The following is a 24,627-nucleotide window of genomic DNA, read 5'->3' on the forward strand; positions in this document are numbered from 1 at the left end:
TTAAGCAGCAACTTCTCGTCCCCGGGGTCGTACACTCGGCCGCACGTGCTGGAGGGGCAAGAATGTCACATGTCACGGAACCGCGAGGGTGGGCGACCCAGCCGCTGCTCGAACGGGAATCCGAGATTCGCGCGATCCACCGCGCGGTGGACGAACTGTGCGGCACCTCGGAGAACGGTCCGGCCGCACGCCGCGGAGGTGTCCTGACCTTCGCGGGATCGGGCGGCATCGGCAAGACCACCCTGCTGGTCGAGGCCCGTCGGCACGCGGCCGAGCGCTCGTGCACCGTACTGTTCGCCCGCGGCGGCGAGCAGGAGAAACAGGTGCCGTTCCACGTGATGCGGCAGCTCATCCAGCCGGCCTTCGCCGCCATGACCGAGGACGAACGGCGTGACGTCCTCGGCACCTGGTACAGCATCGTCGCCCCGGCGCTCGGGCTGACCGCCGCCCCGGAGGGCCCCACGGCGCCCGACCCGCAGGGTGTGCGCGACGGCCTGGACTGGGTCGTCACCCACCTGACGGTGCGCAGCGCGCCCGTCGTCCTGATCCTCGACGACGCCCACTGGGCGGACGCCGAGTCCCTGGCCTGGCTGACCGCGTTCGCGGCGCGGGCCGAGGAACTCGCCATGCTGATCATGGTGGCCTGCCGGCCGGACGAGATCCCCGCCGGCGCGGGCGCGCTGCGTGCCCTGATGGGCCGCCAGGGGACCCGGCCGCACGAGCTCGCTCCCCTCACCACGAGCGCGGTGGCCCGCATAGTGCGGGACGCCCTCGGGCAGAGCGCCGACGACGTGTTCTGCCGCGAGTGCTGGGCGATCACCGGCGGAAACCCCTTCGAGGTCGTCGAACTGGCCATGAAGGGCCGCGACCGCGAGCTGAAGCCGCACCAGGACAGCATCCCCGAGCTGCGCGATCTGGCCTCCGCCGTCAAGGGCAGCGGTCTGATCGACCGCCTGGAACAGCTCGGGCCCTCCGTCGTCCGGCTCGCCTGGGCCGCCGCGGTGCTCGGCACCGCCGTACCGACCGGCATCGTCGGAAGCGTGGCGGCCCTCGGGGACGCACAGGTCTCCGACGCCATCAACAAGCTGCGTGCCGCGCGCATCCTGACCGTCCTGACCGGCCTGCGCCGCAAGGAGGTCGTGGAGTTCTTCCACCCGCTGGTCGCCACCGCCGTGTACCGGTCGATTCCGCCCGGTGTGCGCGTCGCGATGCACGGCATGGCCGCACAGGCCCTGGTCGACGACGGGCAGGGAGCCGCGGCCGCCGCCCGACACCTGCTCGAGATGCACCCCGACGGCGACCCCTGGGTCGTACAGCAGCTGCGCCAGGCGGCGCGCGACAGCTTCTCCGCCGGAGCGCCCGACGCCGCACGCCGCTATCTGGCCCGGGCGCTGCGCGAGCCTCCGGACGTGGAGGACCGGGCCGAGGTCCTGTTCGAGCTCGGCTCCGCGAACCTGCTCCACGATCCCGCGACCACCATCAACCAGCTCAGGGCCGCGCTGGAGGAGCCGAAGGCGGAACAGGGCCTGCGGGAGGCGATCACGTACCGGCTGGCCCAGGCCCTCGCCCACACCGGTCAGCTGGCGGAGGCCGCCGCGCTCCTGCAGGAGGAGGCCAAGCAGGCCACCAGCTCCCGTACGCGGCTGCGCATGCAGGCCGAGCAGTTCAAGTGGAACTCGGTCCGGGTCGACGAGGAGAACTCGCCCGCCCGCTCCCGGCTCCTCGCCCAGTTCGCCAAGCGGATCACCGGCCGCGGCCTGGCCGAGCGGCACATCCTGGGCCTGCGCGCCTGGGACGCCGCCATGCGCGGTGAGCCCGCCACCACGGCGCTGGACTACGCGGAACAGGCGCTGGACGGCGGGATGAGCTGGACCGACCAGGACTTCGGGTTCGAAGTGCCGTCGGTCATCGCGGTCACGCTGATGTACTGCGACCAGCCGGGCCGCGCCGAGGACCTGTTCAACACCGGCATCGTGGAGTTCGAGGAGAAGGGCTGGCGCGGGGCGCACCTGTCGTTCGTCTACACCCTGCTCGGTTACGTCCGCTACCGGCGCGGCCGGCTCGCCGAGGCGGAGGACTTCGTCCGCAACGGCCTGCAGATCGCCGACCGCGTCGGGCAGGGCATCCCGGCACAGTGGTACGCGGTCGGAACGCTCATCGAGACGCTGCTCGCCCGCGGGAACACCGAGGAGGCGCAGCGGGTCGCCAACGCCTACAAGCTGGGCGACGGCTTCCCGAACGCCGTCGTCTATCCCGACCCGCAGGCCGTGTGGGGCAAGCTGCTGCTGGCCCAGGGCCGTACCGACGAGGCGCTGCGGCACCTGTCGGCGGCGGGCAAGCGCCTGGACCTGCGCGGCACGCGCAATCCGTCGTGGAGTCCGTGGCAACTGGACCTGGCGCTGGCGCAGATCTCCCGCTCGCCCGAGCAGGCGCGTGCCACGGCGACCGAAGCCGTCGCGCGGGCACGGGCGTTCGGCACGTCCAGCGTGATCGGCCACGCCCTGCGCGTCTCGGCGGCGGTCACGGACCCGGCGCAGGCGGCCGTTCTGCTGCAGGAGGCGGTGGACCACCTCGAACAGTCCCCGGCCGCCTGCGAGCTGGCCCACGCCCTCGTCGACCACGGCACGGCCCTGCACGTCCTGGGTGACCCGCACCGCGCGGCGCAGCAGCTCTACCGGGGCATGGAGACCGCCGCGGCCTGCGGCGCCGACGGCCTCGCGCGCCGCGCCCGCTCGCAGCTGGTGTCGGCGGGACTGCGCCCCCGCCGGCTGCACACCTTCGAGCAGGACACGCTGACCGTGGCCGAGAGCGAAGCGGCCGAGCAGGCCGCGCTCGGCCTCGACAACACGGCGATCGCGGCGAAGATGCACAGCAACCCGCAGGCGGTCTCCGAGCTCCTCTCGGCGGTCTTCACCAAGCTCGGCACCGACCGCCTCGGCCTGCGCAGAGCCCTGGGGCTCTGATTGCCCGACCACGACCGCCTGGCCGAAACCGGTCGCTGAGGCCTTCGTCACCGACGTCGCCCGCACACCCCTGCATTAGCGTGAACGGACATGCGAACGCATGCCGACGGGGGTGTGATGGCGACGCAGTCTGTGGGGCCCGACGTCCAGGACGGGTTGCCTCCTGGTACCACCCGTCTGGGCACCTCGGCCGGGGCCCGGTGGGCGGTGGTCACCCTGGGCGTGCCCGCGGCCGCGGCGCTGGCGCTCTGTGGGTTCGCGGCGGTGGGCAGCGCGGGCGGTCCCGAGCAGCGGTCCGTCCTGGGGGCGGCCGCGGTCGTGTGGGCCGTGGTGCTCGTGCGGCTGCTGGTGGAGGCCTTGTCGCAGGACGTCCTCACCGTGGGGCCCGAAGGGGTGGAACTGCGGCGCGGGCGGCGCCGGGTGCGGCTGGCCTGGGACGACGTGGAGTCGCTGTTCCTGCTGCCTTCGCGGAAGGCCGGTCCGGGTGCCCAGGCGGCATCCGCGGCCGGCGACTCGGCCGTGGCGGCCGCGGTCCAGGCCTTCCGGGGGCGGCTTCTGATCCGCCCGCGTACGGGCAGTCCGGCGGGGCTCGCGCTGCGCGGTTCGCCGAAGTGGGACCGGCACTGGCAGGCCGTCGCCTTCGACCTGCGGCACGTGGAGGTGGGGACCTCCGAGCAGGCGCCGGCGCGGCTGGAGCAGCTCTTCGTTCCGTACGCGGGGAGCCGGTGGCGCGGCGCCGCCTCGCTGCCCTTCGACCGGACCGGTGCGGTGACCATGCCGGGGCGGCTGCTGAGCCGGCGTGCGCTCTTCGTGCTGCGGGTGCGGTGGCTGGTGGTCCTGGCCGGCATGCTCGCGGCGGGCGCCGGGTCCGCGGGCCACGGAGTCGGGTTCCCGACGCGGGCCGCGACGGCGGCCGCGGGCATCGCCTGCGCGGTGGCGGGTACGGGGTGGCTGCTGCGGCGTCTGTGCCGGCCCTGTGGGCTGCGCCTGGCCGGGGAGGGCCTTCGGCTCACCGTGGACGGAGCAGAACGCCTCCTGGACTGGAGCGAGTTGGGTGAGGTGGCCATCGGTCCGGCCCTGAGCCGGCGCAGCGGGTCCCCGGGATCGGCCACCGCGGTCCTGGCCCGCCTCGCGCCCCGCGCCGCGGCGCCGGCACCGCTGCCCGGGCGGGCCTTCCCCGTACGGACGGCCGATCCGCGGCTCGTCGAGATCACGCCGCTTTACTCCCCCGAACGGCACTACTGGCACGGACTCGACGTCTTCCCGCAGCAGTTGGCCGCGGCGCTCGACCGGGTCCGCTCCGACCAGGGCGCCGGCTCCGCGTCCGGCGCACCGGCACCCGCTGTCGCCACCGGGGAGACCCTCACCCTCCACGTGTCCCCCACCGCGCCGGGTGCCCACCGCACCATCGCCTCCGCCCTGCGGGCCGAGGCCGGGGCCAGGCCGGTATGCGTCGTGATCGAGCCCGGCACCTATCCGGAAGCGCTCCAGCCGTCCGGCACCGTCGAACTGCGCGCCGCCCGGGACGGGCAGGACGTGGTGATCGACGTGCCGGCCGGGACGGCGGGAGCGGCGGCCGTCGACTGCTCCGGGCACGTCACCCTCACCGGGCTGCGCATCGTCGGCCGGGCGCTGCCGGCCGTGCGGGCAGGCGGTCGGCTGCGGATGAGCGGCTGCGCCGTCGAAGGGTGGGCCGAGGACGCCGTACAGGCGCTGGCCGGGGCCGAGTTGACCGTGGCGGACTGCGAGATCCGGTTCGGCCGGACCACGCTCCCCGGAGCCCGCGCCACGGTCCGCCGTACCCGCTTCCTGGGCGCCAGGGCCGACGCCCTCGCCCTGACGCAGGGGGCCCGAGCCGAACTCCACGACTGCGAGGTGGCCGACGCCCGGGGCAGCGGCGTGAGCGTGGCCGGATCCGCCGCCTCCCTCGAGGACTGCCGGCTGCACGGCAACGGCACCCACGCCGTGCTCGCGGGCGAGCACGCCCGGGTCGACATGGCGCGTTGCGAGGTCCGCGACATCGGGTCGACGGCGCTCTCCTACGTAGACCAGGCCCGCGGCACCGTCGAGGACACCACCGTCTCCGATTCCAAGCACGGCATGTACGTGGCCCGCGGGGCCGACCCCACCGTGCGCAAGGTCCGCTTCAGCGGCTGCCGCGTCACGGGGGTGAGCGTCGGCGAGCAGGGGCGCGGACGGTTCTGCGACTGCGACTGGGAGACGACGGGTGACACCGCCATCAGCGTGGCGGACGGCGGTGCGCCCGTCCTGGAAGACTGCCGGGTGCGGGAGGGACGGATGGGAGTCTCCGTCCACAAGGCGGAGGCACGTTTCACCAGGCTGCGGATCAGCGACCAGACCTCGACCGCGGTCCTGATCCGCGACGAGTCGACGGTCGGGCTGGACGACGTACGCCTGGAGCGGTGTGCCGACGGGCTGCTCGCCCGGGGCGACTCCGTCAGCGTCACCGTCTCCGGGGCGGTCGTCACCGACACGGCCGGCTCCGGCATCGCGGTGGAGGGCAAGGCGCAGCTGCGGGCGGAGCGCTGCACGATCGAGCGGGCCGGCCTGTTCGGCTTCAACTGCCGTGACCACAGCCACCTTTCGGCCAAGGACTGCACGGTGATCGCCCCCGGGAGCTCCGGCGTCCTCGCCGTGTCGGGCGCCGCGGTGGACGTCGAGCGGCTCACCGTCACCGACTCCGCCGGCTGCGGGGTCATCGCCAACGACAGCAGCCGATTGACCCTCGTGCACGCCGTGCTGCGCGGGGGCGAACAGGACGGCATCCGGCTCGGGGAGTCGGTCTTCGGCCGCCTGGAGGACTGCGACGTGACCGGATTCCGCGGCGAGGCCGTCTCCGGGAACGACCGCATGCGCCTCGTCGATGTCCGTACCGGCGCCACGGAGGCGGACGTCCGCCGCCCCGAGGCCGGGCCGCTCGCCGCCCTCCACGCCATGATCGGCCTGGAGGCGGCCAAACACCAGGTCGGCGTCCAGGTGGACCTGATCCGGCTGGCCAAGTGGCGCGAGGAGGCCGGCCTGCCCGCGCCGCCCCTCGCCCACCACCTGGTCTTCTCCGGGCCGCCCGGCACGGGGAAGACGACCGTCGCCCGGCTGTACGGGCAGGTCCTCGCCGCACTCGGCGCTCTGAAGAAGGGGCACCTCGTCGAGGTGGCCCGCGGCGATCTGGTCGGGGAATTCCTCGGGCAGACCACGCAGAAGACCAATCGCGTCGTCGAACGGGCCCGGGGCGGGGTCCTGTTCATCGACGAGGCCTACAGCCTGTCGAGACGGTTCGGTGCCGGGGCGGACTTCGGCCAGGAGGCCATCGACGTGCTCACCAAGCTGATGGAGGACCGGCGCGAGGAGATCGTGGTGATCGCGGCCGGCTACACCGAGGAGATGCGGACCTTCCTGAACTCGAACCCGGGCCTGCGCTCGCGCTTCTCGCGCACGATCGAGTTCGTCGAGTACGAGCCCGAGGAGCTGACCCGGATGGTCGAACTCCAGGCGCGGGCACTCGCGTACGTACTCGCCCCCGAGGTCGCCGGGCTGCTCACGGAACGCTTCGAGCGGCGGGCACGGCGCGGCGAGCCGGCCAACGGGCGGGACGCGCGCACCCTCTTCGAGGGCATGGTCGAACGGCAGGCGGGCCGGCTGGCCGCGCACGAGCAGCCGACGCGCGAGGAGCTCGTGCGGCTCCTGGCGGACGATATTCCGGGCGAGCGGTAGCGGCGGAACCGGGGGGAGGCACACGCGCATGACGCTGGAGGACTTGGCGCACAGGATCCTGTCGCACGTCCCACAGGAGTACCCCGGGCCGGAGGGACTGCGCTGGTTCCTCTCCGACGAGGCCGCCGAAGCCGTCGAGGAGCTGCGCCGGGCCGCAGTGCTCCCGGACGGAAACGTCGCGCTCCTCGCGGTCCACGCCTTCGGATGGTTCGGCTGGTGCCGCTATCTCGCGGGTGAGGAACAGGACGTGGCCGCTCTCGGCCGCGCCGTCCTCTGCTTCCACGACGTCCGCCGCGTCGACCCCGACAGCGTTCCGCCCGACCTGGAACCGATCCTCGCGGTCCTCGCGGGCGAGCCGGCGGGAGCGGACACCGACCCGGGGACCGCGTACCAGGCCGGCGTGGCCGTGCTCACCCTCTACCAGCAGGAGCCCCACCCCGTCTCCCTCCAGGCCGCGGGCCTCTTGCTGCGCCGCGCGGTCGAGGGGTGCCCTGCGGGCAGCGTCGAACAGGGCACCTGCCTGTCCGACTCCGGCCTCGTGATGCTGCACGCGTTCCGGGCCGGCGGCGGGCGGGCGCTGCTGGCCGAGGCCGTGCGGCTCAGCCGCACCGCCGTGGCGGCAGCGCCCGGCGACCGGGCCGAACAGGCGCGGCGGCACGGCAACCTGGGGTTCGTCCTGAGGAACTGGGCGGACGCGACGAGCGACCCGGCGGCCTCGCGGGAGAGCCTGGCCGAGCTGCGGCTGGCGACCGGTACGAGCGAACCGGAGGATCCGCACTACGTGACGCACCTCGCCGCGCTCGGATCCGCGCTCGCCTCGGCGGCGGTCCAGCTCGTCGAGCCCGCTCTGCTGTCCGAGGGCGTCGGGCTCCTGCGGCGCGCCGTGGCGGCCGCGTCCGGTTCCGGGCAGCCGGCCGCCGCCCACCTCTGCGACCTGGGCACGGCGCTGGTCTCCCTCTCGCTCGCGCCACCGGAGCGCGCGGACCGGCCCCCGCACCCGGCCGAGCGCACCGCCCTCTTCGAGGAGGGGATCGACGCCCTCCGCCGGGCTTGCGCCGCGGCCCCCAACCCCATCGAACGGGCCGTGTACCTCGGCAATCTCGCCCTCATGCTGAACGGCCGCAACGTGAACACGGCCGACCCCGGCGCCCTGGACGGCGCGTACACCGCCGCGCGCGAGGCGGTGGCGGCCGCCCCTCCCGGGCACCCCGCGCACACCCAGGCGCAGTACGTACTGAGCCAGGTCCTGCGCTCCCGCCACGTCGAGCGGGGCCGCCTCGAGGACCTGGAGTCCGCGATCGACTGCGCCCGGCGCGCACTGGAGGCGACCACCCCGGACGACCGCCTCCATGTCACCCGGGCCGTGGACCTCGCCGACCTGCTGCGTCTGCACGCGGCCGCCGTCGCCGCGCCCGAGGCGCTCGCGGAACCGCTCGCCATCCTGCGCGCGCTGGCCGCCGCCGCACCGCCCGACTCCGGGCAGCGGGCCGAGGTGCTGCTCAAGCTGGCCCGGGCCCTCGCGGCCGTGGGGCAGGGCACCGGCGCGGCCGCGGAGGCCGCCACCGACGAGGCGGTACGGATCTTCCGCACGTGCCTCACGCTGCCGGGCGGGAGCACCGGTTACCAGGCCGAGGTGCGGTTCGCCCTCGGCGACCTGGTGGCCCGGCGCAGGGAGTGGACCGAGGGCCTCTCCCTCATGCGGCAGGGGGTCGATCTGCTCGCCCCCCGTGATCCGCGCCGCTCGGAGTACCTGTCCGACTTCGCCGGCGTGCACTTGGAGCGCGCCCGCGCGCAGAACGATCCGGTCGAGTACTCCGAAGCGGTACGCCTCCTGCGCCAGGCGGTGGCCTCGGCCCCGGAGGGCGACGCCCGCCAGGAGGCGGTGTGCCGCTCCAACCTCGGCGTGGCCCTCGTGGGGCTCGCCGCCCTGGCCGTCGACGAGGAGCTGCTGGCCGAGGGGGTTCAGGCGCACCGGGACGCCGTCGCGGTGAGCCCACCGGAGGACCACTACCGGCCGCACCGGCTCGGCAATCTGGGGGACGCGCTGCAACAGCTCGCGCAGTTCCGCTCCGACGCCGCCCTCGTCGTGGAGGCGGTGGAGGTGCTGCGCGAGGCGGCCCGGGCCGGTGCGCCCACCGTGCCCAGCAGTGCGGCGAGCTACAGCCGGCTGGGCAACGCGCTGCGCTCGCTCACCCGTTTCACCGGGGACGGCGCTCCCCTCGAAGAGGCCGTCGCATGGCACCGCAAAGCCGTCGCCGCACTGTCCGGAGCGGACGGCAGCGGAAGCGGCGGGCACGGCAGGGGCGACGAGGCCCTCAGCCTCCCCGGCGCCCTGCTGGGGCTGGCGAACGTCCTCGGCGAGCGCTTCCGCTTCACACAGGACGAAGCGGCCCGCGAGGAGGCCTTGGAGTCCTACCGGGCAGCTCTGGCGGCGGCTCGCCGGGACTTCGCCGACCGCCATGCCGTGCTCAGCAGCTACGGCTACATGCTGTGGGGCTCCGCCGTCGACACCGGCGACGAGGCCCGCATGGACACCGCGATCGCCACCCTGCGCGAGGCCGCCGCCATCGTGCCCGTACGCCACGCGCACGTCGCCACGGTGCTCACGAACCTGGGTTCGGCGCTGACGCAGCGGGCCCGGATCACCGGCGACCGCGTCTGGCTCGCCGAGGCCGTGGCCGTACTGCGGCGCGCGGTGGAGGAAAGTCCGCCGCACGTCTTCGAGCGCGCCGGGCTGCTCTCCAACCTGGCCGAGGCGCTGCGCGCCTGGTACGGGGTCACGCAGGACCGGGCGGCGGCCGAGGAGGCGGTGGCGCTGCTGCGTGAGGCGGGCACGCTGGAGCGCGGCGAGCGGCGCGGCCCGGACATGGCCCGCGTCAACCTCGGCATCCTCCTGCACGACCTCGCCCTGGAGCAGGGACCGGACGCGGACCCGGGCGCCGTCGCCGCGTCGTGGCAGGCCCTGGAGGAGGCCGTCGCCCGCCTCGGCGACCGCGACCCGCTGCGGCCCCTCGCGCTGGCGAATCTGGCCGGCGCCGCCGTGGAGACCGCGGAGTTGGCCGAGGAGGAGACCGGACCGGCGGTCCGTGCGGCGCTCGAACGCGCGGTGTCCGCCGCGCGCGAGGCCCTCGACCTCACGGCCGAGGGCCATCGGGACCGGGCCCGCACCCAGTGGGTCCTGGCCCGCGCCCAGTGGCGGCGCGCCCTGCTCGGCGAGAGCGTCGATCTGGCCGAGGCGGTCCGGCTGGCCCGGCAGTCCGCGCGCAACGAGGCGGCATCGCTTCCCGTGCGCATGCTCGCCGCCCGGACCTGGGGCGACGCGGCGGCTACCGCGGGCCGGGACGCCGAGGCCCGCGACGGGTACGCGTACGCCGTCGCCCTGCTGCCCCGGCTCACGCCGCGCACCCTCGGGCGCGCCGATCAGGCCGCCCGGCTCGGCGCCGGCCTGGGCCTCGCCTCCGACGCGGCCGCCATGGCGCTGCGTACGGGCGAACCGGAATCGGCCCTCACCCTCCTCGAGCAGGGGCGGGGCGTGCTGCTCGCCCAAGGGTTGGAGATGCGCGGCGACCTTTCGCGGCTGCGCGCCGCGTCGCCGGAGCTGGCCGCCGAGTTCGAGCGGGTCCGGGACCGGCTGAGCACCGATCCGGGGCCCCCTGCGGTCATCCGTACCGACCTCGGGTCCCCGGCCCCGCCGGCCACCGGACAGGAGGCCGGCCTCGTGGCCGAGTCCCGGTACGCCCTGGCCCGGCACTGGGAGGAACTGCTGGTGCGGATCCGCGCGGTGCCCGGGCTGGACGACTTCCTGCGCCCGCCGCGGGTCCGCGACCTGATCGCGGCCGCGTCCGCCGGACCGGTGGTCGTGGTCAATGTCAGCCAGTACCGCTCCGACGCCCTCGTCGTCACCGCCGTAGGGGGCGTCGAGGTGGTCCCGCTCCCGGCCGTCACCCCGGACACCGTCCTGGCCCACGCCGCCGCCTTCGCCACGGGGATCGACGCGGCGTACGGGGACCTGGGCGCGGAGGAGGCCGTCGACGCGATGCGGATGCTCTCCGACACGCTGGAGTGGCTGTGGGACTCCGTCGCCGCGCCGGTCCTCGACCGGCTCGGCCTGCGGACGGTCCCGATCGACGGCGAACCCTGGACGCGGCTGTGGTGGTGCCCCACGGGCTGGCTGTCGTTCCTGCCGCTGCACGCCGCGGGGCGCAGGGAGGTGCGCTCGGCGGAGAACGTCATGGACCGGGCCATCTCCTCCTACACGCCGACCCTGCGGGCGCTCGTCCGCGCCCGCCAGGCTTCCGCCACCGCCACCGCCTCCGGGCCGCAGCCCGCTCCCTCCCCGCTGGTGGTCGCGCTCGCCGAGACGCCCGGTGCCGCGCCGCTGCCCGGGGCCTCGCGCGAGGCCCGGCTGCTACGGGACCTCTTCCCGCAGGGGGTCGAACTCGCCGGCGCGGCCGCGACCGTCGACGCGGTCCGGCGGGCGCTGCCCGACCACCCGTGGGTCCATTTCAGCTGTCACGGCGTCAGTGACCCGTTGTCCCTCTTCGAGAGCGGTCTGATCCTCCACGACGGGCGGCTCACGGCGGTCGACGTCGCCGCGCAGCACCCGGGCGGGGCGGTGCTCGCCGTCCTCTCGGCGTGCTCCACGTCCCAGGGCGGCTTCCTGCTGCCGGACGAGGCGGTACACCTGTCGGCCTCGTTCCAACTGGCCGGATATCCCCACGTGGTGGGGACGCTGTGGCCGGTCTCCGACAAGCTGGCGACCCGGCTGGCGGAGGAGTTCTACACGGCGCTCGCCGACGACATCGCGCACGGCCGGCCCATCGACCCGGCGGCGGCCCTGCACCGGCCGGTCCGGGCCCTGCGCGGGCGCCTGGCCCGGGCCCCGCATCTGTGGGCCGCCCACATCCACGCCGGGCCCTGACCGGACCGGGCCCCGGACCGGACCGGGCCTTCGCCCGGCTCCGACCGGGGCCGTCAGCCGGAGGAGGGCTCGGCGGCCGGGTCCGCGTCGGCCTTCGCCGTGCCCGACCCGGCCCGGGGCGGCTCCTCCGGCTCGGCGGCGTCGCCGGTCGGCCGGTAGACCCGGCGGTCCGAGAACTCCTCCACGAGCGCTTCCAGTTCCTCGTCGGACGCGCCGTCACGATGCGGTGCCATGGATGGCCTCCCCTTCCCCTGCGGGTGTGGTGTCCGGCTGTCGCGGCTCCGGCGGCAGCAGGACTTCCAGTACGTCGATGTCGGCGGCCCGGAGGTAGACCCCGCCGGTGTCGGGCACGCGCCCGAGGAACCGGCCGTCGGGGGCCATCCGGTACTGGGACTGCAGGTAGAGGTCCCCCTGCTGGGGGAAGGCAGACACCGCCGAGCGCGGTCCCAGCCAGCCTCCCACCCACAGACCGCTCTTGAGCCGGGCCCGGACGAAGCACGCCCCGCGGTCGCGGAACAGCGCGTCCCAGGCCGTCGGGGTCGGCTCGTACCGGGCCCTTCGGCGTCGCCTGCCCCAGGCCGTCTCCGCCCAGGCGATCGCCGAGGGCACCAGGACCACCAGGAGGAGTGCGGCGAGCCCCGCCTGCCGGGGCCTGCGCATCACCCCGGCGAGCGGCCCGGCCCCGTCGCCCGTGAGCAGGCCCACGAGCCACGGCCCGGCGGCGACCGCGTACACGGTGTCGAGCAGCGCACCGGCCGCGATCGCGCGCACGAGGCGGTTCTGCGGTTCCTGCTCGGCCGCGACGGAGCCGCGCAGGTGCTCCCGGACGGCCTGGTAGAAGACCCCGGGCAGCACCAGGATCAGCAGGATGGTGAGCTGCTGCAGCGTCCCCGGAACCATGTCCGCCTCCCCCGGCCGTGCGGCCGTGCCGACTTCCTTGATCACACCGTACGTCGGCGTGCCGCGCGAGGGGTCGGTATCCGGCCGGGTGAGGGACGGATCACGCTCCGGTCAGCGGTGGGTGAAGTCCGCCGCGCGCTTGTCCGCGAAGGCGCTCATGCCCTCCTTCTGGTCGGCGGTGGCGAACACGGCGTGGAACAGCCGCCGTTCGAATCGGACGCCCTCGGCGAGGGTGGTTTCGAAGGCCCGGTTCACGGCCTCCTTGGCCATCATCGCGACCGGGGCGGACATGGCGGCCACCGTCTCGGCGACGGTGAGGGCCTCGGTGAGCAGCTCGTCCGCCGGCACGATTCGGGAGACCAGGCCGGCCCGTTCGGCCTCGACGGCGTCCATGGTCCGGCCGGTCAGGCAGAGTTCCATCGCCTTGGCCTTGCCGACGGCCCGGGTCAGCCGCTGGGAGCCGCCGATGCCGGGAATGACCCCCAGCTTGATCTCGGGCTGCCCGAAGACGGCGGTGTCGGCGGCGAGCAGGATGTCGCAGAGCATGGCCAGCTCGCAGCCGCCGCCGAGGGCGTAGCCGGAGACGGCCGCCACGGTGGGGGTGCGCAGGTTCCCCAGGCGGTCCCAGGCCGTGAACCAGTCGCTGAGGTACATGTCCATGTATCCCTGCGGCTGCATCTCCTTGATGTCCGCGCCCGCCGCGAAGGCCTTGGCGGAGCCGGTGAGGACGATGCAGCCGATCTCCGGGTCCCTGTCCAGCTCCTCGGTGGCGGCCACGACCTCGTTCATGACCCGGAGGTTGAGGGCGTTGAGGGCCTTCGGCCGGTTGAGGGTGAGCAGGGCGGTACGGCCCTTGCGCTCGACGAGGATCGTCTCGTACGGCGTGTCGGTGTCGGTGCCGGTGTCGTTCACGGTGCTCATCCGTTCTGTGCCGCGGCGGCGCCGCGCAGCGTGTTGACGATGCCGGAGAAGTCCTGGTCGGCTCCGGCGCCTTCGGCGAAGGCGGCGTACATCTCGGCGGCGCGCAGCCCGAGTCCGGCGTCGATGCCGCCCGCGCGCAGGGCGTTGGCGGCGAGGCCGAGGTCCTTGGCCATGAGGGGGGCGGCGAATCCGGGGCGGTACGCGCGGTTGGCGGGGCTCGCCGGGACCGGGCCGGGGACGGGGCAGTTGGTGGTGAGGGCCCAGCACTGGCCGGAGGCGGTGGAGGCGACCTCGTAGAGCGCCTGGTGGGAGAGACCGAGGCTTTCGCCCAGGACGAAGGCCTCGCTGACGGCGATCATGGAGATGCCGAGGATCATGTTGTTGCAGATCTTCGCGGCCTGCCCGGCGCCCGCGCCTCCGCAGTGCACGGTCTTCTTCCCCATCGCGGACAGCAGCGGCGCGGCCCGGGCGAACTCCGCCTCGCCCCCGCCGGCCATGAAGGTGAGGGTGGCGGCCTCGGCGCCCATGACTCCGCCCGATACGGGGGCGTCCAGGGCCCGGTGGCCGGCCCCGGCCGCGGCCTCGTGGGCGGCCCGGGCGTCGGCCACGTCGATGGTGGAGCAGTCGACGAACAGGGTGCCGGGCTTCGCGGCCGCGAGCAGCCCCTCGTCCCGGTAGAGGCCGAGCACGTGGGCTCCCGCGGGCAGCATGGTGATCACCACGTCCGCCTCGGCGGCGGCCGCGAGGGCGGATTCGGCCGCCTCCACGCCGGCCGCGGAGGCCCGGGCCACGGAGTCGGGGACGAGGTCGTGGCCGATCACCCGGTGTCCGGCGGCGGCGAGGTTGGCGGCCATCGGGCCGCCCATGCGGCCGAGGCCGATGAAGGCGATGACGGTGGTCACCAGGGCACCTCCTGAGGGGAGTCGGCGGGGGCGAGCCGCAGTTCGCGGTCCGCGTCGAGCGGGGCCAAGTACCGGTCCACGTCCTCCTGGGCCACCTCGGCGAGGGTGCCGGGCGACCAGTGCGGACTGCGGTCCTTGTCGATGACCTGGGCGCGGATGCCCTCGACGAGGTCGGCCGACCGCAGGGCCGCGCACGAGACGCGGTACTCCTGCTCCAGCACCCTTTCCAGCGGCCCGAGTCCGCGGGCGGCGCGCAGGGCGGCCAGGGTGACCTTCAGCGCGGTCGGGGACTTGGCGGCCAGGGTGGCGGCGGCTTCCTCGGCCGCCGGTTCGCCGGCGCCCAGGAGGCGGGACAGGATCTCCTCCACGGTGTCGGCCGCGTAGCAGTGGTCGATCCACTCGCGCTGGGCCGCCAGTCGCCCCGGCGGCGCCTCGGCGACGTGCGGGGCCAGCGCGTGGTGTACGGGCACCCGGGCGAGGTCCGCCACCAGCCGGCCCTGCCGGTCGGCCGGTACGAAGTGGTCGGCGAGGCCGCAGAGCAGGGCGTCGGCCGCGCCGACGGGTGCGCCCGTCAGTGCCAGGTGGGTGCCCAGCTCCCCGGGGGCCAGTGCCAGGAGGTAGGTGCCGCCGACGTCGGGGATGAAGCCGATGCCGGTTTCGGGCATGGCGACCCGGGAGCGCTCGGTGACGATCCGGACCGTGCCGTGGGCCGAGATCCCGACCCCGCCGCCCATCACGATCCCGTCCATGAGGGCGACGTACGGCTTGGGGTAGCGGGCGATCCGGGCGTTGAGCCGGTACTCGTCGCGCCAGAAGTCCGCCGAGGCCGTGCCTCCCGCGCGGGCGTCCGCGTGGATGGAGCGGATGTCCCCGCCCGCGCAGAGGCCGCGCTCCCCGGCTCCGGAGATCACCACCGTCCGTACGGCGGGGTCGTTCTCCCAGGCTGTCAGCGCCTCCTCGATGCGCAGCACCATGGTGTGGCTGAGGGCGTTGAGGGCTCCCGGCCGGTTCAGGGTCAGGTGGCCGGCGTGGCCCTCGACGCGGACCAGGACGTGCCGGTCCTCTTCCGGCGCGGCCGCCATCACAGGTTCTCCGTCAGGCCGCGGGCGACGATGACGCGCATGATCTCGTTGGTTCCTTCCAGGATCTGGTGCACGCGGAGATCGCGGACGATCTTCTCGATGCCGTACTCGCTCAAATAGCCGTATCCGCCGTGGAGTTGCAGGGCCCGGTCGGCGACGGTGAAGCCGGTGTCGGTCGCGAACCGCTTGGCCATGGCGCACAGCTGGGGCGCCTGGGGGTCGCCGCGGTCCAGCGCCCCGGCGGCCGTGCGGACCAGGGCGCGGGCGGCGGTGAGTTCGGTGGCCATGTCGGCCAGCCGGAACTGCAGCGCCTGCGCGTCGAGCAGCCGCCCGCCGAAGGCCTCCCGGTCGGCGAGGTGGGTGAGGCTGCGGTCGAGGGCGCTCTGCGCGCCGCCGAGGGAGCAGGCCGCGATGCCCAGGCGGCCGCCGTTGAGGCCGCTCATCGCGATGCGGAAGCCGTCGCCCTCGGCGCCCAGGCGCCGGTCGGCGGGGATCCGCACGGCGTCGAGGACGACCTGTCGCGTGGGCTGGGCGTTCCAGCCCATCTTGCGTTCGTCGGGGCCGAACGAGAGCCCGGGGTCGCCGCGTTCGACGACGAAGGCGGAGATTCCGGCCGGGCCGTCGCCGCCGGTGCGGGCCATGACGAGGTACACGTCGGAGGCGCCGGCGCCGGAGATGAACTGCTTGACTCCGGTCAGTACGTAGTGGCCGTCGCCGTCCCGCTCGGCGCGGGTGCGCAGTGCGGCCGCGTCCGAGCCCGCGCCGGGCTCGGTCAGGCAGTAGCTGCCCAGGGTCTCGGCGGCGCAGAGGCCGGGCAGCCAGCGGGCCCGCTGGTCCTGGTCCCCGTACCGGTCGATCATCCAGGCGACCATGTTGTGGATGGAGAGGTAGCCGGCGATGGAGGGGCAGCCGGTGGCCAGCACCTCCAGGACGAGCACTCCGTCGGTGCGGCTGAGGCCGGAGCCGCCGGACTCCTCGCGCACGTGGAGTCCGGCGAGGCCGAGGCCGGCCGCGCGGCGCAGTACGTCGACGGGGAAGTGCTTGTCCCGGTCCCAGGCGAGGGAGTGCGGGGCCAGCTGCTCCTGGGCGAAGTCGAGGGTGACCTCGGCCAGGGCCATCTGGTCCTTGCTGAGCGGGGTCGTGGTCACGGCGGTCACCCCATCGTCGGGATGGTGAAGCTCGCGCCCTCCTTGACCCCAGAGGGCCAGCGCGAGGTGACGGTCTTGGTGCGGGTGTAGAAGCGGACGGCGTCGGGGCCGTGCTGGTTCAGGTCGCCGAAGCCGGACCTCTTCCAGCCGCCGAAGGTGTGGTAGGCCACGGGGACCGGGATGGGGACGTTGACGCCGACCATGCCGGTGTTGACCCGCCGGGTGAAGTCGCGGGCGGTGTCCCCGTCCCGGGTGAAGATGGCCACGCCGTTGCCGTACGGGTGCTCGCTGGGCAGCCGCAGGGCCTCCGCGTAGTCCGCGGCCCGTACGACGCACAGCACCGGGCCGAAGATCTCCTCGCGGTAGATCCGCATCTGCGGGGTCACCCGGTCGAAGAGGGAGGCTCCGGCGAAGAAGCCGTTCTCGTGTCCGGGGAGGGTGAACCCGCGCCCGTCCACGACGAGTTCGGCGCCCTCGGTGGCGCCGATGCCGACGTAGCGCTCGACCCGGTCGAGGGCGTCCCGGCTGACCAGCGGACCGAAGTCGGCGTCCGGGTCGTCGGAGGTTCCGATGCGCAGCGCGGAGATGCGCTCCTTGAGCCTGGCCACCAGCGCGTCCGCCGTCTCCTCCCCCACCGGGACGGCGACGGAGATCGCCATGCAGCGTTCGCTGGCCGATCCGTAGCCGGCACCGATGAGGGCGTCCGCGGCCTGGTCGAGGTCGGCGTCCGGCATCACGATCATGTGGTTCTTGGCACCGCCGAAGCACTGGGCACGCTTGCCGTGGGCTGCGGCCGCGGCGTAGATGTGCGCGGCGATCGGGGTGGAGCCCACGAAGCCGAGGGCCTGGACGCGCGGGTCTTCCAGGAGGGTGTCGACGGCCTCCTTGCCGCCGTTGACGACGTTGAGCACGCCCGGCGGCAGGCCGGCTTCCAGGAACAGCTCGGCGAGGCGCAGCGGTACGGACGGGTCCCGCTCGGAGGGCTTGAGGATGAAGGCGTTCCCGCAGGCGAGGGCGGGTGCGGCCTTCCACAGCGGGATCATCGCGGGGAAGTTGAAGGGGGTGATCCCGGCGACGACGCCGAGCGGGGAACGCAGGGAGTGCACGTCGATGCCGGTGCCGGCGTTGTCGGTGAACTCGCCCTTGAGCAGGTGCGGGATCCCGGCGGCGAACTCGACCACCTCCAGGCCGCGTTGGAGGTCGCCGTGGGCGTCGGCGACGGTCTTGCCGTGCTCGGCGGACAGCAGCCGGGCCAGTGCCTCGCGTTCGCCTTCGACGAGCTGGAGGAAGCGCAGCATGACGCGGGCGCGCCGCTGCGGGTTCCACTGGCCCCATTCCGCCTGCGCCTCCTCGGCGTTGGCGATGGCCGCCTCGGTGTCGGCGCGTCCGGCCAGGGGGACCCTGGCCTGGACGGCGCCGGTATTGGGGTCGTACACGTCGGCGTGGAGACCGGAGGTTCCGGTGGTGTGCTTTCCGCCGATGAAGTGGGTGAGTTCACGGACCATGGGAAGCCTGCTCTCGTCAGGTGAGATCCGAGGAGGGCGCGGCAGGCCCGCGCGACGGCACCGATCGTGGTGCGCGCCGTCGTCGGGCAGGCCGCGGGACGCGAAGGCGGCAGGCGCGCGGCGGGATCAGGGTGCCGACGCGGATGCGGACGCGGAGGGGGACGCGCTTGCGGGAAGCGGGTGCAAGGCGCGGGTGCGGATGCCTTCGACGAGCTACGAACGCGCGGTCACGGCCGCGTACTTCGCGAAATCCGCCGGATCACCAGGGCCGTGGTCACGTACCGGTGCCATGCGTGTCTTCTCCATCCTCGTGGACAACACGGAACACCCCACGGCCGGTATCCTGACTCCCGGATCAGCGTGCGCCGCCCGGCCTTCCCGACGGATCGCTCCGTCAGTGGCCTGACCTGCTGGACAGCACACTCCCCGGTCACAGTGGCGGGACCGCGCCGGATTCACACCGGCTTCCCTGCACCGCGGGCTCGCTCACGAACATATAGTTGGACGTCCTAGTAAGTCCACCCCCCTCCACCGGAAGTCCGGCCACCGCACCGCCCCGGGTGAACGCGGGAGGGGATCAGGCGCCTGCCGCGGGGGCCGGCCGGGCGCTGTCCCGGGGTGCGCGGGAGCGGACGGTCACGCCGGCGACCAGGGCCGCGAGCAGTACCGCGCCCGCCGCCCACCAGAGGTTGACGGTGTAGGCGCGCAGCAGTTCCTTCTGGATCATGCCGGGCAGCACCGCCCCGTGGCGCAGGCGGTCCACGCGGGCGGAGAGCACGGTGTCGAGCAGTGCCGCACCGATCGCCGTGCCCAGCGCCTGGGCCGTGAAGACGACTGCCGCGGCTCCGCCTGCGTGCCCCGCGGCGACCCCGGCGGTCGCGGTTGCGAAGATCGGCGCGAAGGCCGTGCCGGCCCCGAGGCCGATCAGGAGCATGCCCGGCAGCGCCCCGGTCGCGTACGGGCTTTCGAAACCGAGGCCGGTCAGCAGCAACAGCCCGACGGCCGCGAGCACCAGACCCGCCAGGACCGGGACGCGGGGCGCGACGCGGGGCAGCAGCCGGGCGGAGACCTGGGTGGAACCCACCACGGCCGCGACGGCCACGGGGAGGAAGTCCAGTCCGGCCGTGTCCGGGTCGTAGCGGAGCACGACCTGCAGGTAGTAGCCCACGACCGGGTACAGGGCGAAGATGCCCGCACCCGCGAGGAGCATGACCAGGAGGCCGCCCGCGCGGCCGGGGTCCTTGAGGACGTACCCCGGCAGGAGCGGGTTCGATGCCGCGAACTGCCGCCACAGGAAGCCGGCGAGCAGGAGGGCGCCGCCCACGAGCAGGATCAGGACCAGGGGGGTGGCCCAGCCGCGCGGCCGGGCCTCGCCGAGCCCGTAGATCAGCGCGGCCACCCCGCCCGATCCGAGCAGTGCGCCCGGCACGTCGAAGCGGCCGGCGGCGCCGCCCGGGCGCTCGTGCACCAGGGTGAGCGTTCCGATCAGGGCGATCACCGCGACGGGGACGCCGGCGTACAGCGCTACGCGCCAGCTCAGGGCGCTCAGCAGCCACCCTCCCTCCGCCATACCGAGCGCCGTAGCGCCGGCCGCGATCGCGGCGTAGATCCCGAAGGCCCTGCCGCGTTCCTTCGGGTCGGTGAACCCGGTGGCCACCAGCGACAGCGCGGCCGGTGTGAGCAGCGCGCCGAAGACGCCCTGGAGGACGCGGGCCCAGACGAGCGTGCCGGACCCACCGGCCGCCCCGGCGAGCGCGGAGGCGACCGCGAAGCCGAGCAGGCCGACGACGAGTGTCCGTTTGCGTCCCGCGCGGTCCGCGATGTGGCCGCCGATCAGCAGCACCGCGCCGAAGGCGATGGCGTAGGCGTTGCCCATCGTGCGCACGCCGCCGGTGGACAGGCGCAGGTCGGCCTGAACGGCCGGAAGGGCGAATCCGAAGTTCGCCGCCTGGAGCAGCACCATCAGCTGCACCAGGGCGATCACCGCGAGGCCCCACCAGCGTCCGGGGTGCGCGGGCGCCGGGTCGGGGAGGGAGTCCGGGGCCGAGGCCGGGGCGGGCGGGGGCAGCGGCCAGGAGCTCGGGGGTGCGCCCGGAGGCGGCCCGAATCCCCGCGCGGGATCGAAGGGCGCGGGAGGCGTCGGGGCGTAGGCGGGCGGGAGGGGCGGCGGCTGGGCCGGGTGCCGGTCCTGCGGAGCCGGCGGCTGCGCGGGAGCCTGGGGCTGGGCCGGGATGGCCGGGGCGAAGTCCAGCAACTCGGCCGCGTGCCGTCCCAGTTGCGCCAGTACGGTGCCCGGCAGCCACTCCGCCTCCTGGTCCGGCGTCGTGCGCTCGGCCACCTCGCGGGGGCTCGGCCGCCGGGCCGGGTCCTTGTGCAGGCAGGCCCGTACGAGGTCCACCAGCGCGTCCGGCACCCCGGTCAGGTCCGCCTCCTCCTCGGCGACCCGGAAGAGGTGGGCGTTCAGGCCGGTGTCCGTGGCGCCGAACAGGAGGCGTCCGGTGGCGGCGTAGACGAGGACGGCGCCCAGGCAGAAGACGTCGCTGGCGGGGCTGAGTTCGAGGCCGCGGACCTGCTCGGGCGACATGAAGCCGGGGGAACCGATCAGCATGCCGGTGCGGGTGTGCAGGCTGTGTTCCTCGGCCAGGCTGTCCATCGCCCGGGCGATGCCGAAGTCGATGACGCGGGGGCCGTCGACGGTGACGAGGACGTTGGACGGCTTGAGGTCGCGGTGGATCAGGCCCGCCTCGTGCACGGCCTCGAGGGCGAGCGCGAGGCGGTTGGCGAGGGTGCGGACCGAGTGCTCGGGCAGCGGCCCGAAGTGCTTGGCGACGACGGCGTGCAGGTCGGGGCCGGGGATGTACTGGGTCGCCACCCACGGGACGGCGGCCTCGGGATCGGCGTCGAGCACGGCCGCCGTACAACTGCCGCCCACCCGACGGGCGGCAGCCACCTCGCGGGCGAAGCGCCGGCGGAACTCGGGGTGGTCCGCGTACTCGGCCTGTACGACTTTCACCGCGACGGTACGGCCGCCCTCGGAACGCCCCAGGTAGACCAGGCCCATCCCGCCGGCGCCCAGCCGGGCGATGAGTCGGTACGGGCCCATGCGGGTCGGGTCTTCGGCGATCAGCTGGTCCACGGGGGCAGGATAGGCCAACCGTCCAACAGCGGTGGGGAGATCAGGCGCATCGATTTCCGGCCGCCGGGCGGACCGGACCCCTTCCCGGCCGCCGCCGCGGCAGCCTTCCTCGGCGGCGGCCGGCTCAGGCCGCGCCCAGGCCCCGGCTGCTCAATCCCTCCCGCAGGGCGCGCCTCGCGTAGTGCGTACGCGATTTCACCGTGCCCGGCGGCACGCCCAGCACTCTCGCGGTCTGGCTCACGCTGCGCCCCATGTAGTACATGTGCAGCAGCACCTCCCGCTGGACGGGCGCGAGGTCGCGCATGGCGTCGACGACGACCTGGGTGGTGAGGGCGCGGTCGACCCCGTCCGGTACGGGCAGCCGGCGCAGGCTCTCGTCGTCGGCCTCGGGCGGGCGCGTCCGGCGGATCCGGTGGCCGTCGGTCACCAGGTCGCGGACCACGGCGATCAACCAGGGGCGCAGCGCCTCGGCGCTCGGGTCGAGCTCCGCGGCGTGCTGCCAGGCGCCGATGGCCGCCTCCTGGAACACGTCCTCGGCCCGGTGCCAGTCACCTCCGAGCAGTCGGGCCGCGAAGCGCATGAGCTCGTGTCCGTGCTTCTCGTAGAGCGCTCTCAGGAAGGCCTCGCCCGGCTCCGCGGGGCGGCTGCGCGGTGCCTGCGGGGTCTGTGTCAGTGGGTCGTGCAAGACGGTTCCCTCCGGTCCGGCACGGGCAGTGGCGGCTGCCGCATCTGATCCCTGATGCAGTTGTAGTGCCGAACGGGCGTCCTTACGTTGCCCGTTACGGAGCGGATCGTGCCCGGGTGGGACCGCCCGGGCGGTCGCGAATCCCCAGTTCGGAGCGGGTGGGCAGGACCCGGCGCCCGTACCGGGTGCCCGAACGGCGGCTGTCGCCGCTCCGATTGCGGCCCGGGGAGTTTCGCGTCCGCGGACGGTACGGGAGTTCCCCGTCCGGGGCGGGGCCCGCACCGGATCCGGCATCCGAACGTGCCAAACGGGCATCTCCGGAGCCCGAAATGACCGAGCGGACCCCTGCGACATGCGGTTCACCCGGCTGCGGAACGGGCGCATCCAGGCCATCTCCTGCCCTGAACGGGCCGGTGCCCGGCTCGCGTCCGGCGGTATAAATCTTGGGCGGGCCCGTTCGGGGCCGCCGGTGCCCGAACGGGCTGGGGAAGGGCAGGTACGTCCGATGCGGTCAGAGGAACGCCACCAGCGGCTGCTCACCCTGGCCCGGCAGCAGGGGCGACTGGAGGTCGCCGGCGTCGCGGCGGACTTCGGGGTGGCGCCGGAGACGATCCGCCGCGACCTGAGCGAACTGGAGCGCCGGGGGCTGGTCCGGCGCACCCACGGCGGCGCGTACCCCGTCGAGAGCGCCGGCTTCGAGACCAACCTGGCGCAGCGCGTCACGCTCCACGTGGAGAACAAGCGCCGGATCGCCGGGCAGGGCGCCCGGCTTCTCGGCGGGGCGGAGACCGTCTTCGTCGACGAGGGGTACACCCCGCAGCTGCTGGCCACCCTGCTGCCCACCGACCGCCCGCTCACCCTGGTGACGGCCTCCCTGTCGACGGCCGCGGCGGTGGCCGACTCTCCGCACACCGTCCTGCTCCTGGGCGGCCGGGTTCGCGCCCGGACGCTGGCCAACGTGGGCTCCTGGACCTGCGCGATGCTCTCGGGCTTCGTCATCGACCTGGCCTACCTGGGGTCGAACGGCATCTCCCGGGACTGCGGTCTCACCACACCCGATCCGGTCGTGGCCGACGTCAAGGCGAAGGCTCTGGAGGTCTCCCGCAGACGGATCTTCATGGGGCACCACGGCAAGTTCGGTGCGAGCAGTTTCTGCCGCTTCGCCGAGGTGTCCGACTTCGAGACGATCATCACCGACACCGGCCTCTCCGTCGCCGAGGCCCACCGGTACTCGCTGCTGGGCCCGCAGGTCATCCGCGTCTGATCCGCCCCGTCCACCGACCCGCCCCACCCCGCGAAAACGTACTCCGCAGGCCGCGCCTGTCTTCGGCATGCCCGGAACCACGACCGAGAAGGGGACCACCATGACGACCAGAGGATCCAGCACGGCCGCCGCCCGCGCGAGCCGTGCGGCGGCTGTCGGCCTCGGCATGGCCGTACTCGCCGCGTGCTCCGGCGCCGGCGCCGCCGGCGGCTCCGCGGGCCGCTCCATCAACGTACTGATGGTCAACAACCCCCAGATGACGGACCTCCAGAAGCTGACGGCCGACCACTTCACCAAGGCCACCGGCATCAAGGTCAACTTCACCGCGCTGCCCGAGAACGACGTACGGGACAAGATCAGCCAGGACTTCGCCAGCCAGGCCGGCCAGTACGACGTCGCCACCATCAGCAACTACGAGACGCCCATCTACGCCAGGAACGGCTGGCTCTCCCCGCTCACCGCCCGGGCCGCGGCCGACCCCTCCTTCGACCAGGGCGACATCCTGCCCCCGATCCAGGAGTCCCTCACCGCCTCCGGCGAGATCTACGCGGAGCCCTTCTACGGCGAGTCCTCGTTCCTCATGTACCGCAAGGACGTCTTCGCGGAGAAGAACCTGACCATGCCCGCCCACCCCACGTGGGCCCAGGTCGCCGATCTCGCGGCGAAGGCCGACGGGGCCAGGCCCGGCATGAAGGGGATCTGCCTGCGCGGCATGCCGGGCTGGGGCGAGGTGATGGCCCCGCTGACCACCGTCGTGAACACCATGGGCGGCACCTGGTTCGAGAAGGACTGGACGGCGCGCCTCGACAGTCCCGAGTTCACCAAGGCCGTGAAGTTCTACGTCGACCTGGTCCGCGAGCACGGCGAACCCGGCGCCCCCCAGGCCGGTTTCACCGAATGCCTGGGCGAGATGGAACAGGGCAAGGTCGCCATGTGGTACGACGCCACCTCCGCCGCGGGCCCCCTGGAGGACAAGGCATCCCCCGTGGCCGGCAGGATCGGCTACGCGCCCGCTCCCGTCGAGCAGACCAAGAGCTCCGGCTGGCTCTACACCTGGGCCTGGGGCCTGCAGAAGGCCGGCAAGCACCAGGACGACGCCTGGAAGTTCGTCTCCTGGGCGTCGGGCAAGGAGTACGAGAACCTCGTCGGCGAGCAGCTCGGCTGGTCCCGCCTCCCGGCCGGCAAGCGCACCTCCACGTACGCCAACCCGCAGTACGTGGCCGCCGCGTCCTCCTTCGCGGAGGCCACCAAGTCCGCGCTGTCCACGGCCGACCCCGCCGATCCGGGCGTCCGGCCACGGCCCGCCCCGGGCATCCAGTTCGTCGGCATCCCCGAGTTCACCGAGCTCGCCACCGTGGTCTCCCAGCAGATCAGCTCCGCCATCGCGGGCCGCATCAGCGTCGAGGAGGCCCTCAAGGCGGGCCAGTCCCGCGCCGAGGCCGTCGCCAAGAAGTACGCGGGCAACTGA

General features: G+C 74.1%; 14 protein-coding genes and 1 riboswitch. Of the genes, 5 read left to right on the forward strand and 9 right to left on the reverse strand.

What is annotated here, in order from left to right; genetic code table 11:
* Window positions 1-62 precede the first annotated feature (62 nt).
* From ACFYZS_RS21620 to ACFYZS_RS21630, 3 genes are all read left to right on the forward strand, one after another.
* Complete coding sequence (locus ACFYZS_RS21620; RefSeq protein WP_389014855.1) at window positions 63-2,963, forward strand: ATP-binding protein; 2,901 nt, start codon at window positions 63-65, stop codon at window positions 2,961-2,963.
* 117 nt (window positions 2,964-3,080) lie between these two features.
* Window positions 3,081-6,695 (forward strand): right-handed parallel beta-helix repeat-containing protein, encoded by a 3,615-nt coding sequence (locus ACFYZS_RS21625; protein WP_389014858.1) that lies wholly within the window; start codon window positions 3,081-3,083, stop codon window positions 6,693-6,695.
* A 28-nt stretch (window positions 6,696-6,723) separates the two neighbouring features.
* On the forward strand, window positions 6,724-11,616 hold the full coding sequence (locus ACFYZS_RS21630) for a CHAT domain-containing protein (RefSeq protein ID WP_389014861.1): 4,893 nt from the start codon (window positions 6,724-6,726) through the stop codon (window positions 11,614-11,616).
* A gap of 53 nt (window positions 11,617-11,669) precedes the next feature.
* Here ACFYZS_RS21630 and ACFYZS_RS21635 read toward each other — a convergent pair whose 3' ends face one another.
* From ACFYZS_RS21635 to ACFYZS_RS21675, 9 genes are all read right to left on the reverse strand, one after another.
* Window positions 11,670-11,849 (reverse strand): hypothetical protein, encoded by a 180-nt coding sequence (locus ACFYZS_RS21635; RefSeq protein WP_389014864.1) that lies wholly within the window; start codon window positions 11,847-11,849, stop codon window positions 11,670-11,672.
* Window positions 11,833-12,516 (reverse strand): DUF6338 family protein, encoded by a 684-nt coding sequence (locus tag ACFYZS_RS21640; RefSeq protein ID WP_389014867.1) that lies wholly within the window; start codon window positions 12,514-12,516, stop codon window positions 11,833-11,835. Before ACFYZS_RS21640 ends, ACFYZS_RS21635 begins: the two co-directional genes overlap by 17 nt.
* A 111-nt stretch (window positions 12,517-12,627) precedes the next feature.
* On the reverse strand, window positions 12,628-13,437 hold the full coding sequence (locus tag ACFYZS_RS21645; protein ID WP_389014870.1) for an enoyl-CoA hydratase: 810 nt from the start codon (window positions 13,435-13,437) through the stop codon (window positions 12,628-12,630).
* Window positions 13,434-14,339: a 3-hydroxyisobutyrate dehydrogenase gene (gene mmsB, locus ACFYZS_RS21650; protein WP_389014872.1), complete on the reverse strand. Its 906-nt coding sequence runs from the start codon at window positions 14,337-14,339 to the stop codon at window positions 13,434-13,436. The genes ACFYZS_RS21645 and mmsB overlap by 4 nt, the downstream gene beginning before the upstream one ends.
* Entirely contained in the window at window positions 14,336-15,421 is a 1,086-nt protein-coding gene (locus ACFYZS_RS21655) for an enoyl-CoA hydratase/isomerase family protein (protein WP_389014875.1), read from the reverse strand. The genes mmsB and ACFYZS_RS21655 overlap by 4 nt, the downstream gene beginning before the upstream one ends.
* Window positions 15,421-16,539: an acyl-CoA dehydrogenase family protein gene (locus ACFYZS_RS21660; RefSeq protein WP_389015177.1), complete on the reverse strand. Its 1,119-nt coding sequence runs from the start codon at window positions 16,537-16,539 to the stop codon at window positions 15,421-15,423. The genes ACFYZS_RS21655 and ACFYZS_RS21660 overlap by 1 nt, the downstream gene beginning before the upstream one ends.
* 35 nt (window positions 16,540-16,574) lie before the next feature.
* Window positions 16,575-18,074, reverse strand: a complete 1,500-nt coding sequence (locus ACFYZS_RS21665; protein ID WP_389014878.1) for a CoA-acylating methylmalonate-semialdehyde dehydrogenase — start codon at window positions 18,072-18,074, stop codon at window positions 16,575-16,577.
* A 337-nt stretch (window positions 18,075-18,411) separates the two neighbouring features.
* Window positions 18,412-18,544, reverse strand: a riboswitch (cobalamin riboswitch).
* Window positions 18,545-18,651: 107 nt separating this feature from the next.
* Window positions 18,652-21,210 carry an MDR family MFS transporter gene (locus tag ACFYZS_RS21670; RefSeq protein WP_389014880.1) on the reverse strand — a complete coding sequence of 853 codons (2,559 nt, stop codon included), beginning with the start codon at window positions 21,208-21,210 and terminating at the stop codon, window positions 18,652-18,654.
* 124 nt (window positions 21,211-21,334) lie between these two features.
* Window positions 21,335-21,895, reverse strand: coding sequence for a sigma-70 family RNA polymerase sigma factor (locus tag ACFYZS_RS21675; protein WP_389014883.1), 561 nt, complete (start codon window positions 21,893-21,895; stop codon window positions 21,335-21,337).
* Between the two features lie 505 nt (window positions 21,896-22,400).
* Here ACFYZS_RS21675 and ACFYZS_RS21680 point away from each other — a divergent pair.
* Together ACFYZS_RS21680 and ACFYZS_RS21685 are read left to right on the forward strand one after the other, a co-directional pair.
* Complete coding sequence (locus ACFYZS_RS21680) at window positions 22,401-23,159, forward strand: DeoR/GlpR family DNA-binding transcription regulator (protein ID WP_389014885.1); 759 nt, start codon at window positions 22,401-22,403, stop codon at window positions 23,157-23,159.
* Between the two features lie 100 nt (window positions 23,160-23,259).
* Window positions 23,260-24,627 carry an ABC transporter substrate-binding protein gene (locus ACFYZS_RS21685; protein ID WP_389014888.1) on the forward strand — a complete coding sequence of 456 codons (1,368 nt, stop codon included), beginning with the start codon at window positions 23,260-23,262 and terminating at the stop codon, window positions 24,625-24,627.

It is taken from the genome of Streptomyces sp. NPDC001903 (genome assembly GCF_042891345.1).
GTDB lineage: Bacteria > Actinomycetota > Actinomycetes > Streptomycetales > Streptomycetaceae > Streptomyces.